The 20,524-nt window shown below is 69.3% G+C and carries 15 protein-coding genes; 4 read left to right on the forward strand and 11 right to left on the reverse strand.

The annotated features are described in order from the left end of the window. Positions 1-57: 57 nt before the first annotated feature. Positions 58-2,616, forward strand: coding sequence for an AAA family ATPase (locus F0U60_RS30645; protein ID WP_395805005.1), 2,559 nt, complete (start codon positions 58-60; stop codon positions 2,614-2,616). Positions 2,617-2,620: 4 nt separating this feature from the next. After that, entirely contained in the window at positions 2,621-3,463 is an 843-nt protein-coding gene (locus tag F0U60_RS30650; RefSeq protein WP_395805007.1) for a Rossmann-like and DUF2520 domain-containing protein, read from the forward strand. A gap of 12 nt (positions 3,464-3,475) precedes the next feature. Here F0U60_RS30650 and F0U60_RS30655 read toward each other — a convergent pair whose 3' ends face one another. The 5 genes from F0U60_RS30655 to F0U60_RS30675 all read right to left on the reverse strand — a co-directional run bounded on the left by F0U60_RS30655 (position 3,476) and on the right by F0U60_RS30675 (position 8,800). Next, entirely contained in the window at positions 3,476-4,090 is a 615-nt protein-coding gene (locus F0U60_RS30655) for a hypothetical protein (RefSeq protein ID WP_395805009.1), read from the reverse strand. Between the two features lie 7 nt (positions 4,091-4,097). Beyond that, on the reverse strand, positions 4,098-5,750 hold the full coding sequence (locus F0U60_RS30660) for a hypothetical protein (RefSeq protein ID WP_395805011.1): 1,653 nt from the start codon (positions 5,748-5,750) through the stop codon (positions 4,098-4,100). A 151-nt stretch (positions 5,751-5,901) separates the two neighbouring features. Next, positions 5,902-6,288 carry a VOC family protein gene (locus F0U60_RS30665; protein WP_395805013.1) on the reverse strand — a complete coding sequence of 129 codons (387 nt, stop codon included), beginning with the start codon at positions 6,286-6,288 and terminating at the stop codon, positions 5,902-5,904. Positions 6,289-6,465: 177 nt separating this feature from the next. Next, positions 6,466-7,359 (reverse strand): ankyrin repeat domain-containing protein, encoded by an 894-nt coding sequence (locus tag F0U60_RS30670; protein WP_395805015.1) that lies wholly within the window; start codon positions 7,357-7,359, stop codon positions 6,466-6,468. 157 nt (positions 7,360-7,516) lie between these two features. Continuing rightward, positions 7,517-8,800 (reverse strand): hypothetical protein, encoded by a 1,284-nt coding sequence (locus F0U60_RS30675; RefSeq protein WP_395805017.1) that lies wholly within the window; start codon positions 8,798-8,800, stop codon positions 7,517-7,519. A gap of 107 nt (positions 8,801-8,907) precedes the next feature. Between F0U60_RS30675 and F0U60_RS30680 the strand changes: the two genes are divergently transcribed. Next, the gene (locus tag F0U60_RS30680; protein ID WP_395805019.1) at positions 8,908-11,835 is read left to right on the forward strand and encodes a hypothetical protein; all 2,928 of its coding nucleotides are present in this window, start codon (positions 8,908-8,910) and stop codon (positions 11,833-11,835) included. A 231-nt stretch (positions 11,836-12,066) separates the two neighbouring features. After that, entirely contained in the window at positions 12,067-13,278 is a 1,212-nt protein-coding gene (locus tag F0U60_RS30685; protein ID WP_395805021.1) for a sensor histidine kinase, read from the forward strand. Between the two features lie 6 nt (positions 13,279-13,284). Here F0U60_RS30685 and F0U60_RS30690 read toward each other — a convergent pair whose 3' ends face one another. From F0U60_RS30690 to F0U60_RS30715, 6 genes are all read right to left on the reverse strand, one after another. Further along, positions 13,285-14,793, reverse strand: a complete 1,509-nt coding sequence (locus tag F0U60_RS30690) for a hypothetical protein (RefSeq protein WP_395805023.1) — start codon at positions 14,791-14,793, stop codon at positions 13,285-13,287. Next, a complete protein-coding gene (locus tag F0U60_RS30695) occupies positions 14,765-16,702 on the reverse strand; it encodes a hypothetical protein (RefSeq protein ID WP_395805025.1) in 1,938 nt (645 codons plus the stop codon). Before F0U60_RS30695 ends, F0U60_RS30690 begins: the two co-directional genes overlap by 29 nt. Before the next feature lie 4 nt (positions 16,703-16,706). Next, positions 16,707-17,666: a FecR domain-containing protein gene (locus tag F0U60_RS30700; protein WP_395805027.1), complete on the reverse strand. Its 960-nt coding sequence runs from the start codon at positions 17,664-17,666 to the stop codon at positions 16,707-16,709. After that, positions 17,663-19,507 carry an ATP-binding protein gene (locus F0U60_RS30705; protein ID WP_395805029.1) on the reverse strand — a complete coding sequence of 615 codons (1,845 nt, stop codon included), beginning with the start codon at positions 19,505-19,507 and terminating at the stop codon, positions 17,663-17,665. The genes F0U60_RS30700 and F0U60_RS30705 overlap by 4 nt, the downstream gene beginning before the upstream one ends. Positions 19,508-19,886: 379 nt before the next feature. Then, positions 19,887-20,159, reverse strand: coding sequence for a hypothetical protein (locus F0U60_RS30710; RefSeq protein WP_395805031.1), 273 nt, complete (start codon positions 20,157-20,159; stop codon positions 19,887-19,889). A gap of 69 nt (positions 20,160-20,228) precedes the next feature. Then, a complete protein-coding gene (locus tag F0U60_RS30715) occupies positions 20,229-20,357 on the reverse strand; it encodes a hypothetical protein (RefSeq protein WP_395805033.1) in 129 nt (42 codons plus the stop codon). Positions 20,358-20,524: the final 167 nt, after the last annotated feature.

The following is a 20,524-nucleotide window of genomic DNA, read 5'->3' on the forward strand; positions in this document are numbered from 1 at the left end:
TTTGCCGGGCGGATCCGAAGGGTGTATTTGCTCGCCTGCCCGCTTGCCGGAGCACGAATGGTCGACAGCTCGGATCTCGCTCAGGTACTCCACGAAGCCCATGACATCGCTCAGAGCGTGGCACAGAAGCCTACCTCGGCGCACGTGCTGTTGGCCCTCTTCACGGTGGAGAACCGGGCGCAGCTGCTCTTGAAGGAGAAGGGCATCGACGAGGACACCCTCCTGGAGAGGATGACCTCGCACCCCTCGGAGCAGGACGGACTCGTGCGCGAGTTGTGCATGCGGGCCCGGGAGATCGCCCAGAGTACCGGCGCGCGCGAGACGGACTGCATGCACCTGCTGGTGGCCATCACCCGGGTGCGCTGCGCCGCGAACGAGTTGCTGGCCAAGACGGTCCCGCACCTGACAAGCCTGGGCACCACGGCCTTGTCCTACTGCGTCAGTGGAAGCACGCCTCGGAGGCTCCAGCCGGGCCGAGATTCCTCGATGACCGTGAGCAAGCCCCGTGCGAGCCGGCCTCTGGGTGCCCCACCCTCGGCTCCACCCGCGTCCGCACTCGCGCTGAGCGCGCTCCGTCCCGCCTCCGCCCCGCCCCGGGCGCCGTCCCGCCCCGCGCTCTCCCCTCGCGACCTCATCGACGAGGAGCACGAGGACGTGGCCCCGGCCGCCGAGCCCAAGCCGGTGCCTCCGCTGCCGGCGCGCACCCCGCCGCCCGCCCCCGCCTCACTGGCCCCGGCCGCGCCCGTGGCGGCTCCGGCCCCCTCGCCCGCCCTGCCCGCTCCCACGCCGGCACCGCGTCCGGCCACGCCGGCCCGTGCCGTGCCCTCGTTGGTGCTCGACGAGAAGCGCTTCCCCCTGCTCACCTCGCTGGGCCGCAACCTGAGCCGGCTCGCTCAGGAGGGAAAGCTGGATCCCGTGGTGGGCCGCGCCAAGGAGATCGAGGAGGTCATCGATGTCCTTGGCAAGCGGCGGACCAACAACCCGTGCCTGCTAGGCGAGGCGGGCGTGGGCAAGACGGCCGTGGTGGAGGGCGTGGCCCAGCGCCTGCTGGAGCTGCGCGGCTCCCTGTCCGAGAAGATTCTCCTCGAGCTGGACATGGCCACGCTGGTGGCTGGCACGCAGCTGCGCGGCGCGTTCTCCGAGAAGCTCAACGCCCTCAAGGACGAGGTGCGGCGCGCGGATGGGCGCGTGGTCGTCTTTATCGATGAGATCCACACGCTGGTGGGCGCGGGCTCCACCGGCGAGGGGCCCCAGGACGCCGCCAACGAGCTGAAGACGGCCATGGCGCGCGGCGAGTTCCCCTGCATCGGCGCCACCACGCACGACGAGTACCGCAAGTTCATCTCGCAGGACCCCGCGCTGGAGCGACGCTTCACCCCGGTGGTGGTGCACGAGCCGTCGGTGCCCGAGACGGTGGAGATCCTCCAGGGCATCATCGGCCGCTACGAGGACCACCACGGCCTGCGCTATGCCCCCGAGGCACTCGAGGCCGCCGCATCCCTGGCCTCGCGCTACGTGACGGACCGCTTCATGCCGGACAAGGCCATCTCCGTGGTGGACCTGGCCGGCTCGCGCAGCCGCCGCGAGGGGAAGGAGCTGGTGGAGGCCTCGGACGTGGCGCGCGTGGTGGCGAAGATCGCCGGCATCCCCGAGGAGCGCCTGCTGATGACGGACTCGGCGCGGCTGCTCCGGCTGGAGGCGGACCTGGGCGAGCGCGTCATCGGCCACGAGGAGGCCATCAGCCGCATTGCCCGCGTCATCCGCCGCAACTACGCGGGCTTCGCCTCGCGCCGGCCCATGGGCTCCTTTCTTTTCCTGGGCCCCACGGGCGTGGGCAAGACGGAGATGGCGCGCGCGCTGGCCGAGGTGCTCTTCGGCAGCAAGGACCTGCTGGTGCGCCTGGACATGAGCGAGATGTCCGAGAGCCACGGCGTGTCCCGCCTCATCGGCTCGCCCGCGGGCTACGTGGGCTACGGCGATGGTGGCCAGCTCACCGAGCCGGTGCGCCGCCGCCCCTCGTGCGTGGTGGTGCTGGATGAGATCGAGAAGGCCCACCGCGAGGTGCAGCTGCTCCTGCTCCAGGTGCTGGAGGAGGGCCGCCTCACCGACGGCAAGGGCCGGCACATCGACTTCTCCAACACCGTCATCATCCTGACGACGAACCTGGGCGCGGAGGCCTTCCACCGCACCAGCCGCGCGATGGGCTTTGGAGCCTCGGAGAGCCAGAGCGCGAACGACACGGACGCGGCCAGCAACGCCGCGCGCCAGGCCCTGCCACCCGAGCTGTGGAACCGCATCGACGAGCGCCTCCCCTTCCGGCCCCTGGCCGAGGAGCAGGTGGCGCGCATCGCCACGCTGTTGCTGGAGGCGAGCAGCCGGCGGCTCGCCACGGAGAAGGGCATCGAGTACGTGGCCGACGCGGACGTGGTGGCGCTGCTGATGAAGTCGGGCGGGTTCGACCCGAAGCTGGGCGCGCGGCCCATGCGCCAGGTGGTGCAGCGGCTGGTGGAGGCGCCTCTGGCCGAGCGGATCCTCGCGGGCGAGTTCATGGCGGGCGACCGGGTGCGTGTGACCGTCCAGGGCGAAGAGCTACAGTTCCTGCGCGAGAACCGTTGAGCCCGTGAGCCCCCCGCGTCCCAGTCGCCCGAAGGTGGTGGTGGTGGGTACGGGCCGGCTGGGCGGTGCGCTGGCCCTCGCGCTCGTCGCGAAGCGTTGGCCCGTGCGTGTGCTGGCGCGCTCCGAGGAGAGCCAGCGTCGAGCGCGTGAGCTGGGACTGAAGCCCGCCACGGAGGCGGATGTGGCCCAGGCCCGGGTATGCCTGCTGTGCGTGCCGGACAAGGCCGTGTCGCCGGTAGCCGAGGAACTGAAGCCCCGACTGGCGCGCGGTGCGGCCCTGGTGCACTGCGCGGGCGCGCTCTCGCTGGAGGCCCTGGGCCCTGCGCGCGGGCGGGTCCTGGGCTCCTTCCATCCGCTGGTCGCTGTGTCGGATCCGCGTGACTCGTTGGCGGGGAACTCGGTGGCGATCAGCACCCGCTCCCGCTGGCTGCGCGAGGTGCTGGAGCGGATGGCGAAGGACGTGGGCCTGCGCGCCCTCCAGGTGCCGGAGAAGAAGCGCGCCGCCTACCATGCCGGGGCTGTGCTGAGCGCGGGAGGTGTGGTGGCGGCCCTCTCCGCGGCGGTGGAGGCCTTCCGCGCCGCCGGTATCTCCGAGGAGGACGCGCTTGCCGCGCTGCTGCCCCTGACGCGCTCGGCGCTACGCGGCGTGGAGGCACGGGGACTGGCGGCTGGGTATACCGGACCCATTGCCCGAGGTGACTCGGGAGTGGTGGCGGCACATCTCGCCGCGCTTCCTCCCGAGGCGAAGGCGGTCTACCGGCCCCTCTCGCGGCGCGGCCTGGAGCTCGTGGGGAAGCAGCGGCTCACGCCCGAGGCCCGTGCCGCCCTGGCGAAGCTCCTCAAGTGAGGGTCCTTCGCTCTACATGACGACGCACGGCTCCCTTTCCAGGAGCGTGCGGAGTTCCTCGGCGGTCGTATCCAACTGCTCCGCGATGGTAGGCGCGTACCATGACACGGCCACTACGCCATCGAGATCCTTGGCGAGCCCCTGTATCACGACTTGACCGAAGAGCCCCGGCCACTCCCGGCGGCCCAACTCCGTCGCGTGCCTGCACGGGTCCATGAAGGTGAAGCACGGCCAGCGCGGCAGCCGCACCGTATTCATGTCGCAGTTGAAAAACCGGCACCCATGGAGCCGAGCCTCGGAGAAGTCGCAGTCCTCAATCCCACCGATCTTCCATTTGTCGATGGGGTCCTCACGGAAGCCAAAGTCGTTGCCGGTAAACCGGCCCTTGAAACGGCACCCCTTCAAATTCATCGTCGCCCAGCGCAAGGTGTTCAGCGCGCTCTTCGCCTGGATGGTGCAGTCGATCATGTTGCCCGACATGAGTGTGAGCCACCGCGACGCGACGCTGATGACCAGGGTACAGCGGCGAAACGTGACGTTCGGGCCGAGCCAGTAGATGGCACCCTTAGGTAGCTCCAGCCGCTCGCCTTCCATCTCTCGATTCTCGTAATGGATGTTGGGAGTCATTCGGACCTCAGAAGAAAATCATGCGGAAGAAGGTGCTCGGCATCCGGCGCCCGTGCAGAGCGAAGTTGGACTCCGTACCAGACAGGATCTCGTAGTGAAAGATCTGCCCCGATGGGCCAGTGATGTCGACGCCTCGCTCGTTCCAGGACAGCTTCGGAAACAACCTCTTCAGGCGCACCTCAACCCAACGGCCTCGAGCCTGTCGCTCCAGCAAGTTCGCGCGATACTCCAATCCGCGAGCCCGCATCTTGTTGATGGCTGCGCGCTCCGGCTCCGACAGTTCTCCCGGAGACCACTTCGCCGCCAGATCCTTCGCGGCCGCCTGTAGCTCGTCGCCCAGCCTGTCCTCCGCCGGTATGTCCCTGTAGCTCTTCCCCCGTGGGAGGTGCCATCGCTGACCGTTTCCGAGGACCACTTGCTTGTTACCACCGCGGTGCTGAATCGCGACGGTGCCCGAGTGCCCGCCAGCAGTTCCAGCACCTCCGCCCCGCGCCAGAACGTTCACCGCCACGGGAGCCAGAGTCGACGTGAGGACCGCGAGTGCTCGGCGCTCCTCCTCCACCACCACTTCCACCGCGACGACCTCCTCCATGGCCACCGCCATCGAGCCCTCGAGGCCCTGAGCCGTCCACTGCGCCTGCACCTGATTGAACCTCGGCAGGGAGCGCAGGTGCGTCGCCACATCGCCGAGCGTCCGCCCAGTAAGGGTAGCCACCGCCAGAACGAGGGCCCGAGCTGCGTCCGTCCCAATGCGCCGCCCGAACTCCTCGCCCGCTTCGCGCAACTCCGCGAACGTGGTCGCCTCGTGGGCCCGGTGCGCCATGCTTGCCCATCCGTCCAGCAGGCCCCACACCGCATCCACTCCCAGCCAGGCCACGAGGAGTACGGATAGGCTCGCGGCCAATCCCTTGGTGGATGGCTCGGGCACCAGCCAAAGCGCCAGATAGAGTCCCGCAGCCCACACCAGCGAGGAGAGAATCGCCTGCGGACTCAGCTCCCGCCCCAGGGCCATCCGCGTCTCGTCCAATACCGTGCCGAAAGCCAGGGCAAGCGCCAGGGTGCGCCGGTCATCCGTGCGCAGGTAGGGCCCATCCGTGAAGAGGCCCTGGCAGTCACCACCGCCGCGGCTCTCGCACCATCGTAGGTACTTCTCCTTCAGTGCCGCCTCGGCCTCGGGGACGAGAGGCCCTCTGTCGTTGAGTGGCACCAGCGTGAGTGCCCTGTCGCGGTACACCTCTGCAAGCAACTCCTCCTCCGGCATGGCCTGGAGCAGCCGCTGGGCGGCCTCCTGCGGCGTCCCCGTCACCTGGAAGCGGTGACCGAGTTGCCGCACAGCGTGCTGGTACTCAGCCTGTGTGAGGGCCACCACCCGGGTGTTGCCACGCCCCTCAAGAAGGTCCGCGTCGACGACGACCACCGGTTCGAGCGTGGACGCCGTCGCCCGAGCTTCTTTCGCCGATGGCGGCCGCCCACGGGTTCCTCCTGTGAGCTGGCTGCCCATGGGCGCGTGCGTGACGCACGCCGCATGGAGGAAGAGAAGGATGAGCCCAATGGCCCCCACGGGCGCCCACCGCGGCGCGCCCCACGTACTCTCCCTCCGAGCCTCGACCTGCTGACCGACGCCCTCACCCACCCCAGGACTCCGGTACTCCTTCGCCATGACGCTGGCCTTTCCGTCAGGTGAAACGACCCCGAGGATAGGCCAGCCCCCACCCAACCAAACCCATACATGGGAAAGCCCTACCCGTCCGCGTTCCTCCCGGCGGACGCGTGCTCATGTGTCTCTTTTGCAATGGGCCGTGAGCGCGTCCTCAGCGCTTCGGCTTCGGGACGTGCTGATCAATCAGGATGGGGTTCCCATCGGGGTCGATGAGCATGAGGCTCGCGGGGCCAGTGGAGGACTCGTCGGCGGCGGAGACGGGGGTGATGCCGCGAGCCTGAAGGGTCCGCTGGAGCTCGCGGACGTCGTCGAAGTCGGCGAGCGGATTGGCGTTCCGGTCCCAGCCGGGATTGAAAGTCAGAATGTTCTTGTCGAACATGCCTTGGAAGAGGCCGATGGTGCTGGTCTCGTTCTGCATGATGAGCCAGTTCTGGGCCTGGTCACCGCCGATGACACGGAAGCCGAGCTTCTCGTAGAACGCGCGGGAGACGGCAATGTCCTTGACGGCGAGGCTGACGGAAAAGTTGCCGAGGTGCATGGGTGCGGCTCCTGTGGACGGGGTGGTGGCGGGTTGGCGAGGAGGCGCCGCCGCACATCCGCTCAGGGTGAGGACAACCAGTACGCTGCTGAGGATGCGAAGCATGGGGTGCTCCAGGGCTGCCGAGTGCGGCCGCCGCTCGGCAGGGTACTGTTGAAAAACGTGTCGGACACTCCACTAGAGCGCCAGAAGCGCCGCCACGGACTGATGTCCCGCGTGCTCGGCCCAGCCCTGGGGCGTGGCACCGAACGACGTATCGCGCACCGTGCGGTCCGCGCCGCGCTCGAGAAGGAGCGACGCGACCTCGGCGTGCCCGCGCAGCGCAGCCCAGTGGAGTGGCGTCGCGGCGTGATCGAACGGCGGTCGCACGTGCACACTGGTACCGCGGTCGAGGAGCCACGCCACGGCATCGCGGTTGCCGCCCATGCTCGCGAAGACCAGCGCGAGGCCCAGGATTTCGGCGCGCGATGCGGGGCGCTCGCGCACCAGGCTGTAGTGGACCAGGGCATGAGCGTCCGGCGTGAGCGTCCCATCGTCGCGCACGAACCGGGCCATCAGATCGATGCGGCCGAGCCCCGCCGCAGTCACGAGGTCGTACCGCGCGCCGCGCTCGACAAGGAAGCGCGCCGCCTCGACTTCGCCGTAGTAGAGCGCCCCCACGAGTGGCCCGCCGTTGCGGAAGTCGATGTTGGCGCCACGCGCGAGCAGCAGCTCGAGCAGGGGCTGCTGGTGGCCAGCACGGTGGGCGGTGTTACTGGTTGCCACCAGGCCGAGCGTGCTCCACCCGATGTCGTCGGGCTGCGCCGGCCCTGACCGCGTGGCGGCGTCAACCTCGGCGCCGAGCTCGAGGAGGAGCCGGGCCAACTCCGTCGTCGCTGTCGGCAGCGGCCGGATGAACGGGTTGCCGGCGACATGGTGCAGCAACGTCGCCTCGTGGAAGTAGCCGCAATAGTGACCCTCGGCCGAGGTCACACGCGCATGCACCAGAGCCGGTTCGGCGCGCAGCAACCGTTCGAGGCCCTCGGCATCGCCCGCGTAGAATGCGTCCAGCGCCGCTTCGAGATCCGCCATGCGCGAAGTCTAGTACAGCCACCCGAGGAGCCGGACTCATGGCACCCCGTGAAAGGCACGGCGCCGACACTGCTACCGCTCGTGAATGACGGGGGGCGAGGGACGGATACGGATACCCTCACCCCCACCCTCTCCCGGAGGGAGAGGGAGTTTTGGCTCAGGCCAGGATGATCCGCGGCGCGTTCAGCGCCTGACGCACCACCGCCATCACCTGCTCGGACATGGCGTCGCCCTCGGTCATCTGCCGCAGGCACAGCTCGCCCTTGCCCTCCGTCACCACCTTCTTGAGATCCGTCAGCAGCACCGACGCCGCCTTCAGCATCTCCTCGTTCTGCGGATTCGGCGGCGCGCCCTTCCCCGCCTTCTCCTCCATGTACTTCGTGAACCGACGCACCGAGTCCACCATCTGGTTCGCGTCGAAGCGCTCCAGCAGCGGCTTGATGCGCGTCGTGTCCAGCTTCAGCAGGTGCAGCGGCGCCCGCGAACGCTCGAACGTCTTGTGGATCGGGCTCACCTCGGAACGCTCAAAGGCGCCCAGCAGCCCCTCCTCCGGCGCCTGCACCGAGTGCGGCACCACGTCCACGAACAGCTCCAGCGGCGCCGCGCCCTGGTTGAACGCCTCGAGCTCCTCCTCGTCCACCGGCGGGAAGCTCTGCGGCGCGCCGATGAAGAGCAGCGGAAGGATCAGCTGACCCCAGAACTCGTTCTGCGCCGCCCCCGTGCTCGACACCGTGCCAAACAGGTGGGCCATCAGCTCCACGATGCGCGGCGCCATCTCCACCTGATCCGCGATCGACTTGTTCGGATCCATCTGCGGCAGCACCGAGAGCACCTGGCCCTCGAACTGCTGGCGCACCTCCGCCGGCAGCTGCGTACGGCCCAGCGCGTCACGCACCTCCCGCATCAGCGCGTCCGGCTTCGAATCGAAGGCCTTCTGCACCTTGGCCGGATCCATCACCAGGAACTGCATGAAGCCCGGGTCGATCAGCCGCTGGTAGTCCATGGGGCTCAGCTTCTGCCCGCCACCCGCGGCGCCAAAGCGCACCTCGCCCAGCCGGCGGCGGATGCTCGCGGCGATCTCGTCCAGCCTCGCCAGCTTGCCCTGGGCCAGCGCGTTCATGACCTCGTTGAACGGCGAGATCACCATGAGCGCGTCCGGGAAGCCCACCGAGGCTCCCTCCGGAGACTCCCGGTTGAGGAACCAGAAGGCGTTGTGCTCACCGGCCAGACGCTCGGCGAAGGCACCGGCCAGACCCAGCGCCAGCACCTGGTGGTTCGGGTTGTTCACCTGGAAGGCGCCACCGAGCAGCTTGGGGACGGATGCTTCCACCTCCGTCCAGGGGGCCTTGAGAAGATCCACCGGCTTGCCCTCGACCTGCTGGAGGGCGGCGGCAACCTGAGCCTGGGCGGATTGAACATGCGGAGGGGCGGGATGAGCCATTGACGGATCCTGTTCCGGGTACTCGACCGTGACGAAACGGACGACCCCCTTACCCTGAAAACCAAGTTCATCGCCACGATTTGTGACCACACCTAGGATGAGGGCGTATGCCGCGCCGCCTACCCCCCCTCCTGCTGCTCCTGCTCTCCCTCGCCGGGTGCGCCTTCGTCACACCCCGTTTCCCCCAGAACATCCAGGCGGATTTCGCCCGGGAGGACATGCGCAAGCTCTCCACGCCCACGCTGGAGCTCTACTACCCGGCCCGTCTGCGCCCCTCGGCCCTGCGGATCGCCGCCCGCGTGGAGGACTGTGTCGAGCGGCTGCGCCTCCTCACCAAGAGCCCTCGGAAGCGCCCTCGCGTGCTCGCCTACCTGACGGGCGCGGACTTCAACAACGCCTATGTGACGCCGGACTACTCCAGCATCCCCCAGCAGATGGTGCTGCCGTCGCATATGTCGCTGGAGCTCTTCAACCTGCTGGGCTTCGGCCCGGCGGAGCTCGGCGAGGTGGGCTGCCACGAGGCCGTGCACTACGTGCAGATGCAGCAGACGGATGGCCTCTGGGGGGTGGTGAACACCATTACCGGGGGCCTCTTCCAGCCCAACTCCCTCACCGAGTCCTGGTTCCTGGAGGGACTGGCCACCTACTACGAGGGGCGTCTGGGCAAATCCCAGGGACGGCCGCACAGCCCCGTGTGGCGCGGCTTCTTCGAGGCCTCCAACGCGGCGCTCGGGGGTGACTTCCACGGCGGCTATCTCTCCCCCGAGCACCGGCGGATGGATCCGTTCGGCGGCAACTACCTCACTGGCAGCTACTTCGTGGCGTGGCTCGCGGAGCGCTATGGCGAGGACAGGCTGTGGCGGTTGGTGGAGAAGCAGGGAGAGACCCTCATCCCCCCGGTGGCGGTGACGCTGCGCTTCAACAGCGTGTTCGGCCGCACCATCGGCCAGCTCTTCGACCAGTTCAGCCAGGAGCTCGCGGCGAAGCAGCAGCGGCGCGAGCGCCCCGGCACCCAGCAGGTACTCGCCCCCCAGGTGGGTTACTTCGCCCGGCTCGCGGCCTCGCCCGCGGACGGCGCCATCGCCACCGTGGACGTGGGCCGCGAGGAGGTCTCCCGCCTCACCGTGCGCGAGCGTGACGGCTCCCTCCGCTTCAGCCGCTCCCTCACCCAGTTCCTCCCCGCGCGCCGGTGGCTCTCCACCCACCCGCTCAACATGAGCGGCCTGTCCTTCACCGCCGACGGGCGCTTCCTGTTCCTCACGGTCTCGGACATCGACTCCCTGGGCAACAACGTCTCGCGCGTATGGCAGGCGGACGCGCGCACCGGCGAGGTGGTGAAGACCTGGGAAGGCATCGAGGGCCTGGGCGGCGGCGTCACCCCGGATGGTCGCGCCTATGTCTTCGTCCACGTCGCGGGGGACACCTCCAACCTCCACCGGTTGGACCTCGCCACCGGAGAGCGCACGCCGCTCACGCACTTCGAGGGGCGCCTGTCGCTCGGCCCGCCCGCGGTGTCCTCGGACGGGCGCATCGTCTTCTCCCGGCTGACGGAGCACGGCTGGAACCTCGCGCTGCTCGAGACCGATGGCTCCGTCCGCGCGCTCACCGAGGATGTGCACTACAACTACGCCCCCCGCTGGCTGGACGCGGGCCGGATCGTCTTCCTCCGCGAGCACGAAGGCCGATGGCAGGCCCACCTCCTCGACCTGGCCAGCAGCGAGCTCTCACGCATCACCGACGCCCCGCACCTCGTCATGGACGTGGCCCCGCTCAGCGGCTCGGACGTGGTCTTCCTCAACCGCGACGGCTTCGACTTCTCCCTGGATCGCGCCCCCCTCACCCCTGTGGCCGCTCCCGAGGCCGTCGCCCAGGCGCCCTCCCCCGCTCCGGCACCGGCCGTGGCCACCTCGAAGGCCTCCGCGCCGTACCAGGGGCATGAGCTGAACATCCTCTCCGACGTGCCGTACTCGCCGCTGGAGCGCTTCTTCCTCCCGGAGCTGCGCGCCCCGTACGTCTACGCGCTGCCGGACGCGGACGACACCAACAGGCTCGTCGGCTACGCCGGAGTGGCCCTCGCGGGACAGGATCGGCTGGGCTTCCATCAGTACGCGCTGCTCGTCGAGGCCGACACGAAGCTGCGTGAGCCCAGCCTCTCCTTCAGCTACGGCACTGCCCTCACCGCCCCCTGGTACACGTCCCTGTCCGCGGTGCGCATCGCGCAAGCGGACCGGAGGGATCTCCAGGCCGCGCTGTCCACGTCCCGCGTCTTCTGGAACACGCCCGTGAGCTTCAGCCTGCTGGCGCTGCGCCGCGACTGGTACTCCACCTCCAGACACCCCAACGTGCACACCTCGCTCATCGGACCGGAGGCCTCCGTCTCCTACCTCGCGAGCGAGGGCACCTCCTATGGTGGCACGCAACGCGGCCTGGGCTTGTCGCTGGGCGCCGGGGTGTACCCGCTCGCCTTCGCCAACACCGAGCCCTTCGCGGATCTGCGCGCCGAGGCCACCGCGTACCTGCCGGGACTGCCCCTGCTCAAGCGCGACAACCTCCAGCTCACCGCCACCGCCCGCTACCTGCCGAACGCTCCCGAGGGGCTCCTCCAAGTGGGCGGCATCGCCTTCGGCTCTCCCTTCGTCCTGCGCCGCGAGGGCCCTGAGGACACGCGCACCCTCCCGCTCCGCCTGCAGCCGGGCACCTCCTTCTCCGAGTCCCTCCGCGGCTACGAGGACTTCGCCCTCAGCGCGCGCAACGCCCTCATCGCTTCCGCGCGTTACCGCTACCGCATCATCTTCGATTACGGTTGGACGTCCTTCCTCTGGCTGGGGCCCTCCTTCTTCATCAGCCAGTTGGATCTGGAGGCCTTCGGCTCCTTTGCGCGCACGGACCTGCGAGACAACCACCGGGCCGCGGGGGGCGCCGTCTTCCTCCACACCACCTTCGGACAATCAGTGGGTGTCTCCCTTTTCTACCAGTACGCCCGTCGCTTCGATGATGGACTCGGGGACCTACACCTGGTGGGTTTCTCCCTATAAGCCGACCCTATAGACGCAGCCCTCGGGGGCACCCATCCATCCACCAGTCAACGAGTCGGGCCTTTCCGTGAATGCGGTGAAGGTTTGATCGCGCCTGTTCCCTTGCGCGCAGGGCAGGACGACAACACTTTCCCGCACCCTCTGAGAAGACGCTCAAGGAGCGGGTGACGTCCACCCCTCCCCCCAGGGCCGGGCGCACACAGAGGGAGACTGTCACCGGAGGTCACGCGGATGAGAACGAGTGCCAACCCCGCTCCCGAGTCCGTGCTGGTCGTGGATGACGAGCCGTCCCTGCGCGCCATCATGTCCTTCATCGTGCAGCGCACGGGAGCCATTCCCGTGCAGGCTCCGGACGCGACCACCGCGCGCCAGCTCGCCGCGAAGCACACCTTCGCCTGCGCGCTCATCGACAAGAACCTGCCGGGCGAGAACGGCCTGGACTTCCTGAAGTGGCTGCGCTCGGTGCAGCCCGGGTGCAACGCCCTCATCGTCACGGCCTACGGCAACGTAGACAGCGCCGTGGAGGCCCTGCGCCTGGGCGCCTTCGACTACCTGCTCAAGCCCTTCGAGGTGGACGCGCTCGCGCACCGGATCAAGCTGGCCTTGGAGCAGTACCGCATGCGGCAGGAGCGCGAGCGCATGCAGGCCATGCTCATCCAGGCGGATCGGCTGGCCTCGCTCGGGCTGCTCGCCGCGGGCGTGGTGCACGAGGTGAACACGCCCCTGGCCTATATCCTCTCCAACCTGGACTGGCTCGACGAGGAGCTGCCGTCCCTGCGCAAGGGGCTCGAGCGTCAGGGCACAGAGCAGCGCGCCATCGCCGAGCGCCTGGAGGCGGTGGAGTCCACCCTGCGCGACATCCGCGAGGGCGCCGAGCGCGTGCGCCACATCGCGCGCGACGTGAGGGCCTTCGCGAGGGATCCAGGCGACGCGAGCATGCTGGTGGACCTGCGCGAGGTGCTCGAGGCGGCCCTGAAGATGGCGCTGGTGCACATCCGCTACCGGGCCCGCGTGGTGCGCGACTACCAGGAGGTGCCCATGGTGATGGCCAACGAGCCTCGCCTGGCGCAGGTCTTCCTCAACCTGGTGGTCAACGCGGCCCAGGCCATCCCCGAGGATGGGGCCGAGCATGAGATCCGCGTCCGGCTGTGGACGGGCCCCAATGGCGAGGCCTGTGCCGAGGTGGGCGACACCGGCCTGGGCATCCCGCCGGAGAACATGGCGAACCTCTTCGAGCCCTTCTTCACCACCAAGAGCGAGGGCGAGGGCACGGGGCTGGGCCTCTTCATCTGCAAGTCCATCCTCGAGTCCTTCGGCGGCACCATCACCGCGGAGAGCCGTCCGGGAGAGGGCACCACGTTCCGACTCACCATGCCCCCGCATGCGAGCGCCTCCCGCGCCGCCAGCCCCCTGGAGCCGGTGAGCGCCGCAGCCGCCTCGTGAGGCGGCTCAGTCCTCGTCCCCAGCGGGGGGCGAGGAGGGGGTGGAGAGCCCGCGGAGTCTCCGCACGATCAGGAGGGATGAGGTGACGCGCGGAGCTGACACCACGGAGCCATCTGCCTGATCCATCCCGCTGGCTTCCGCGCTGAAGGTGCACGAGCCCTCGGCCAGGGCCCTGAGGCGCGCGGTGAAGACCACGCGCCCCTTGGCGGGAATGTCCTTCACCTGCTCCGACGGCGGCCAGAGGATGAGCGACACAATCCCCCCGACACTGGTGCTCGCGTTCTTCACTCCCACCTGGAGCACCGGAGAGTCCCTCGGGTTGTACACCTCCAGCTGGACGTCGAACTCCTGCCCCAGGATGACGGGCGCGGCAAACGGGTAGAAGCGCGCCACCAGCCCCTGAGGCATCTGCACGACGACATCTTCCGAGCGGGCCTGCAGCGTGCGCACCTCGACGCCGCTGTGGGCATCGCGACCCACCGCGTCCGCCTGGAAGGCCAGGGTGCCCGCGGAGCCAACGGTATACGTCCATTTGAAATCGCGGCTCTCGCCCGCGTTGATGTCCGCGCTCGCCGGCTCCGGCCCAGAGGCGAGCACCGCAGGGCTTTCCAACACCACCGACAACACCTTCGGCTCGCTGGGCCTCACCCCCCGCACCGCGATCTCCCCCGGATTCGTCACTCGCAGAGAGAGCATCACCTTCTGGCCCGTGGTCACCCCCTGTGGCGAGACCGTGAGCGTGGAGGTGAGCACCGCACGGTCTCGGATCTGAAGCGGCCCCGCCTCCGCAACAGGAGCCTGGAGCTCCAGGCCCACCTTGGACTCGCGTCCCCCCACCTCCAACATGAAGCGCAGGTCTCCCGGTACGGTGGCCTCGAGCTCCCAGGCAAAGGTCTCTCTCCCGCCCGGGGCGATGTCAACGGGCTCGGGCGCAGAGAGGACCTCCACCTGCCCCTCACCCACGAAGTGCAGCACCGGAGTGACGGCACTCGCCACCGTGCCGCCCGTGTTCTCCACATCCAGCAGCAGCTGCATCCGCTCCCCCACCGACACCTTGTCCCGCTGCAGCCTGGCCCGCGCGTCCAGCCGCGCAAGCACCAGGTCCGAGGAGTAATACGCCCGTGGCAGCTCCACGCGCTGCCCCAGGGGCCCCACCACCACCAGTGAGTGCCAGCCGGGCAGAAGCCCCTCGGGAATCCTGGCCTTCAGGGAGTGATCATCCACCCGGGTGACGTCCTCCAAGGCCACCACGCCGAGGAAGGCCTTGAAGCGCGCATCCACCGTCACCAGCTCCTCGCCGCCGATGTGCTGAGTGGGAACCTCCAGGAAGTTTTCTCCTTCGATGACCGCGGACACGGGCTCCGTGTTCAGCCCCCAGCCCGGCACCACGTGCAGGGGACGCGGCTCGGGCTCGGACCCCGACGAGGCACACGCAGCCCCGAAGGCGCACAGTGAGAGCACCACGAGCCACCGAGGAAGGCCATGATCAGAAGAGCGCAAGGCGATACCCCCCATGCAGACCGCCTCCTCGCAGCGTGCCGCGCAGCACGTGCAGGGAGGGATCGTCGAACCAATTGAAACGGGCCTCGAGGAAAGGCTGTCCCGGTCCGAGCTGGAGTCCCGCTCCCACCAGGGCCTGCGCCCCGAGCACCCAGGCGCCTTGCTCCAGCGCGGGCCCTCCGCCCAACGACACGCGTCCGCGCACCCAGGCCACCGAAGGACCCGCCGCCACCCAACCTTGGAGCCCCTGCTCTCGCAAGGTGCGCAGCCCCAGCGCCACAGTGATTTCGGACAGCGAGTTGCGGCCCATGAAGCCGGGCACGCTCTCTCCGCCCGCGAACGAGAACCGCAGATGACCGGTGTCGAGCAGCAACCCCACGGTGGGCCACTGAACCACTGGCCACACCTCCACCCGGAGCCCCACGGACGGTGCCAGCACCTCCGCGAAGTTCGTCACCACGCCCGCGCGCGGCGACACCAGCAGCATGGGCCGGCGGCGCAACAGCGGAAGCTCTCCCCGCCCGCGCACCTCCCCCACCTGCACCTCCAGCGCGGAGACGTGATCCTCGCGCGCCTCGTGCGGCACGTACCGCAGCTCGTATCGTCCCGGCGCCTTCGGCACGAGCGTGCTTGCCGAGCCTTCCACGCGTGTCGCCTCGGGCAGGGGCTCTCGTACCGGGTTGCCGAAGCGGTCCTCGACGAAGATGCGCCACGTCGCCTCGGTCTGGCCATCCGTCACCAGCATCGAATGTCGCGACACCACCTCCACCCGAGAGGGAGCGGCAGCGCGCAGCACCAGCGTCTTCGTCCCCACCGGAGCGGAGAACCCCTCCGCCAACAGCCGCAGCTCCAGCCGCTCTCGACCCCCGAAGCGGGGCTTGATGCCAAACTCCCCGGCGTACTCTCCCAATTGGCGCTCGGTGAGCCCTCCGTCGCCTCCGAAGTCAGACTCGAGCCGCAGCCCGGCACGCGTCGGATTGCCCACCGCGTCCCGGACGGAGACCGCCACCGCCACCCGAGCCTCCTCGGAGGCCACGAGCTCCTCCCGGTCCACCTTCATCTCGAAATGCCGCGCTGGACCGGGCACCGCGGCCAGCTTCACGCTCACGGACCATCGCTTGTCTCTAGGCACTGAGCCCTTCAGCGCCACCTCCCCAACGGGCCCCGGGGGCACGGTCCACCGCAGGAAGAACACGCCGGGCTCCAGCTCGGACGGCGCGCTCACCTGTCCACGCGACACGGAGAAGGAGAAGGTGCCCAGCGCCGGAGGTGTGCTCTCCCGGTTCGAGGCGTAGAGGCGGATGTCCACCACCTCCTCGCGATCGACACGCACCTCCCGGCGCCCCACCACGGCGTGAAGCAACGAGCGCGGAGGCAACCCGAGATCAATGCGCTTGCGCCCGAAGAAGGCCTCGCTCACCCCAGGCGGCACCGCCACGGGGATGCGCGCGAGGCCTTTCGCACTCGCCTGGACAGGCCCGAAGGTCCGCTCCCCGACTTGGAGCGTGACAGGCGCTCCGGGTCGGGTGCGCACCTCGGCCTGGCCCTGACCCCAGAGCGGGAGCACCGACCAACCCTCGAGCGGCCCTTGAGGCCCTTGCGCCAGCGCGACGAGGATGACCTCCAGGGGAAGGCTCTGCCGCGGAGGCACGTAGGTGGCCCGGAAGACGCCCGGCTCTACCTGAGACAGCGGCCCGAGCTCGCCCCGGCTGGCGAACAGCTCGACACCGGAGGCCTCCGGGTCCAGCTCGATGCGCACCTCTGCCTCGCGATCCGCACCGAGCAGCACGTACTCGGGCGTGCACCGGATGCGGATGCCTCTTCCCGTGGAGCCGCGGGCAGCGATGGGCCCGGCCGCGCGGGCGGTCCCCCCCACCCACAACACCACGAGGAGGAGCAGCATCGGCACCGGGCGCAAACACATGGTGTCAGGGAGCCTCTTTCCAGCGGAACTTCACCGTTTCTGTCCGAGGCGGCCGGATGCTCACACGGGGACGGCATGCCAGCATCATCTCGCTGATCTCCCCACTCGGCTCCCGCGCCACCACCTTCACCTGGGAGAGGCCCTCGAGACGCGGAACGTCCTTTCGGAAGGAGCCGTCCTGGGCGACCTCCGTGGGCTCGCCTTCCACGAACACCTCCGTCCCCACGCGCACCTTCCCCGTGAGGGACACGCACAGGGCTTCATTCGCGGAGGCCTTCGCCGCGACCTTCAGCAGCACCTCCAACGGGATGGGCTCCGGGGCGAGTGGCTTCGCGCCATCAAACACCACCGACTGTTGCCCCGCGCCGACCTGGACGGTGACTCCCGCGGAGGACAGGTTCACTGAGCCTCCCCGCATGGCCACCGCCACCACGGCCCCATGGCGGAGCATGGTGAAGCGCGCCTCCCGCGTCTCGGCCACCGTGCCGTTCTCACTTTGCACACGCAGCACCCGGCCCTCCTTTCCGCGGTAGTCCACATCGACACGGCCACGCGCCAACCGGATGGAGTGGACGGAGCTCGTCACCTCGCCCACCTGCACCTCGGAGCGCTCGGAAATGGACAGCCGCGACGCCTCGTCTCCCACCCAGAGGTCCACTCGAGCACCGGGGCTGGTACGGACGGAGTCGTCGGGGGCGAGCTCATCCCCCACGCTCAGCGCCTTCCACTGCGCACCATGGGTCCACTCCACCAGGCCCACCACCTCCGCGACCGTGGCACGCACCGCTGGCACCTGGGCCGGAACGGCTCGAGAGCCCGCGGGCGTGTCAGCAACGGCCACGCGGGGCGGCTCGGTGCTCCCGAAGCGCTCGAAGACGAACCAGCCACCCAGCGCGATCAGGGACACCAGGGCCAACCCCAGCACCAAGACCCGGCCAAACGAATCCCGTGATGAGTTCCTCATGTCAGGTGCGCCTCTCCTCCGGCCGCGGGAAGGATGACGGTGATGGTGGTTCCCAGTCCTTCGGCGCTCTCCACCCGGATGCGTCCGTGGTGGGCCTCAACGATGCGGTGCGCCACGGACAGCCCCAGCCCCACCCGATCGGGCTCATCCTTGGTGGTGAAGAAGGGATCAAAGATGCGCTCGCGCATCGACTCGGGAATGCCCTTGCCGGTGTCCTTGACCGACAGACAGACCGCATCTCCCTCCACCGCCGCGAGCCCCACCGAGAGCGTGCCTCCCGCCGGCATGGCGGTGATCGCGTTGCGCAGCAGGTTCGTCACGACCTTCTGGAGCTGATCCGCGTGCCCCAGCACCCGCGGCATCGGCTCGCTCAGCGCACAGGACAGCGTGACACCGCGAGATTGGAAGTCGTCGCGCAGCTCGTGAAGCGCGGCCCGTACCGGCTGGCTTGGATCCAGCGGACGGCCCGCCCCTGCCCGCTCCTGCTCCGCCATCTGGCTCAGCTCCCGGATGATGCGGGCCATGCGGCGGGCCTGCTCGAGCGCCATCGCCAGACTCTGACCCACGCTGGACTGCGCGGAAACCTCATCACACGCCAACGACAGCAGGCCGATGATCCCCGTGAGCGGGTTGTTGAGCTCATGAGCGATTCCCGCACTGAGCGAGCCGAGCGCCGCCATCCGTCGGGTCCGGGCGATCTGATCCTGCACCTCGCGCAGCTGCCGGGTCCGCTCGTCCACGCGCTTCTGGAGTTCCTCGCTCCAGCGCCGCAGCTCGGCGTCGCGCCGTTGCAGCTCATCGGCCATGTGGTTGAAGGAGCGGGCGAGCAGTCCAAGCTCGTCGCGGCCCTCCTGGGGAACGCGCCGGTCATAGCGGCCCCCGGCGAGCGCGGCCACGCCTTCGGAGAGCCGAGCAACAGGCTGACTCACGCCCCGGGCGAGCACAACGCCAAGCACCCCGGTGGCCGCCAACGCCATCAGCGCCCAGAAGAAGGTCGAGCGCCGCACGTGCTCGGCCGGAGCGAAGGCCATGCTCGCCTTGCGTCCCACCACCGCACCCCAGCCGAGGTTGGGCACGGGAGCGAAGGCGGCAAGGTACTCGACGCCGTCCACGCCGAGCACGGTACGCACCACAGGCCCGCCCCGCGACAACCCCTCGGACACCAGCGCGCGCTCCTCCTCGCTCAGCTCGCGCCCGGAGTTGGAGGCCACCGGGACGCCCTGGGCATCCACGATGAAGGCCAGCCCACCATCGAGGGCCAGCTCCTCCACGCGCTTTCCCATGTCCGCGAGCGACAGCTCCGCCAGCAGGAGGCGAGAGGCGCTCTCGCCCGTGCGCACCGCGAGCGCCACGCGCCCCCCAGAGGACCCGGGCGTGCGGTACGGAAGACCAATGGCCGCGCCGGTGGACAAGGCGTCCTGCACGGGGGCCTGACGCGAGAAGAGGGCCAGGGAGTCATCGGTGACGCGCTGCCGGCTGCCCTCGCCCGTCGAGGAGAACACCGCGGGGGCAAGGGCGCGGCCCTGCGCATCCACCAGCACGAGCAGGTTGAGAGAGCCCAGCTGGCGCAGGGGGATGCTCAACACCGCGGAGGCGTCCTGGGCCTCGAGGTTCTCGAGTGGGAGGTACCCAGCGGCCATGCGCAGGTTGTCCACGCCCACGAGGACGAGCTGGCTGCAGGCACGCGCGAGGTCCGTGGCGGCCTGGGTCTGAAGCCCACCTACCAGACGGTGCAGCTCATCCCGGTTGGCCCGGAAGGCCAGCCCGCCGAGCAGCAACACAGGCACCACGCCCACCAGGGCGAGGACGAGCATCAACCGCGAGGCGAAGCGCACGGGCACGGCCACTCCCCTTCCAGCAGACGCGGAGGATTGCAGCACAGGGGGCCGACTCGAATCCGGCGAAGGTGTTGGGGGACGTCGCGCCGTGAACGTGCGTACCCGCCTGGCGTTGGGAGGCGGACATCCCCCGAACTCGTCGCTCAGCAGACATGGCCCTGCGCAGTCGTATGCCCACAGGATCTGCACAGGCCCGGACTACCAGTTCTGCTTTCCTCGGTTGTCCTGATTTGTCGGAGGCGCCCGATAGAGTGGCCTGGGGGTGGACAATGCGCGCTGACTCGCCAGGGGCCAGGAGGACAGGGCTGTTGCTCGTCCTGGCCCTGCTGTCCAACGCCTGTGCGTCGCTGAGGCCTCCGCCCGGCCAGGGGATGAGCCTGCACTACACGCCGCGCGAGGCCACGGGGCCCGCGGTGGCCGGACGGCTGGGCGAGGAGTCTCCGCTCGCCCGCGCCTCCCCGCCCCCCGAGCCCGAGGCACCGGAGCGGCTGCACCGGCGCCGGGACTCGCGGGAGGCCGTGACGGCGGCGGGCCCTGGCAGGGTTGAGGGGAATGCGTGGCTGAGCGCCCTCGCGGCCCAGGTAGCGTTTCTCGGTGCCGTGGACGAGGTGTCCACCTCCTCGCGCCGCATCTCCAGCGAGCTCTCCACGCTCAAGGCCAGCTACGTGGGCATCGCTGGCGCGGGCAACGGCATCTTCGTCCGCTACGTCGAATATGGCGAACGTCAGTTGCGGTGGATTGACGCCGAGCTCGCCGCCGCCACTCGGCTGGCCACCGCCGCCTCGGAGGTGGAGGACCCGGACATGCAGCTTGCCTTGCTGCGCCTGGCCGGCCCACGGCTGGAGGCCGCCATGATGGGCTCCATTCTGCTGGCCGTATGGGTTGACTTCCTCAACCTCACCGACGCCGCGCTCTCACGGCACCTCCATGGCGTGGAGACGCTGTTCGTGAACATGGACCGCTGGCAGAAGATGATGGAGCCCGCCATGACGGCGCTCTCCTCGTTGGAACCAGCGCAGG

The organism is Archangium minus (genome assembly GCF_044360475.1).
Classification (GTDB): domain Bacteria; phylum Myxococcota; class Myxococcia; order Myxococcales; family Myxococcaceae; genus Archangium; species Archangium minus.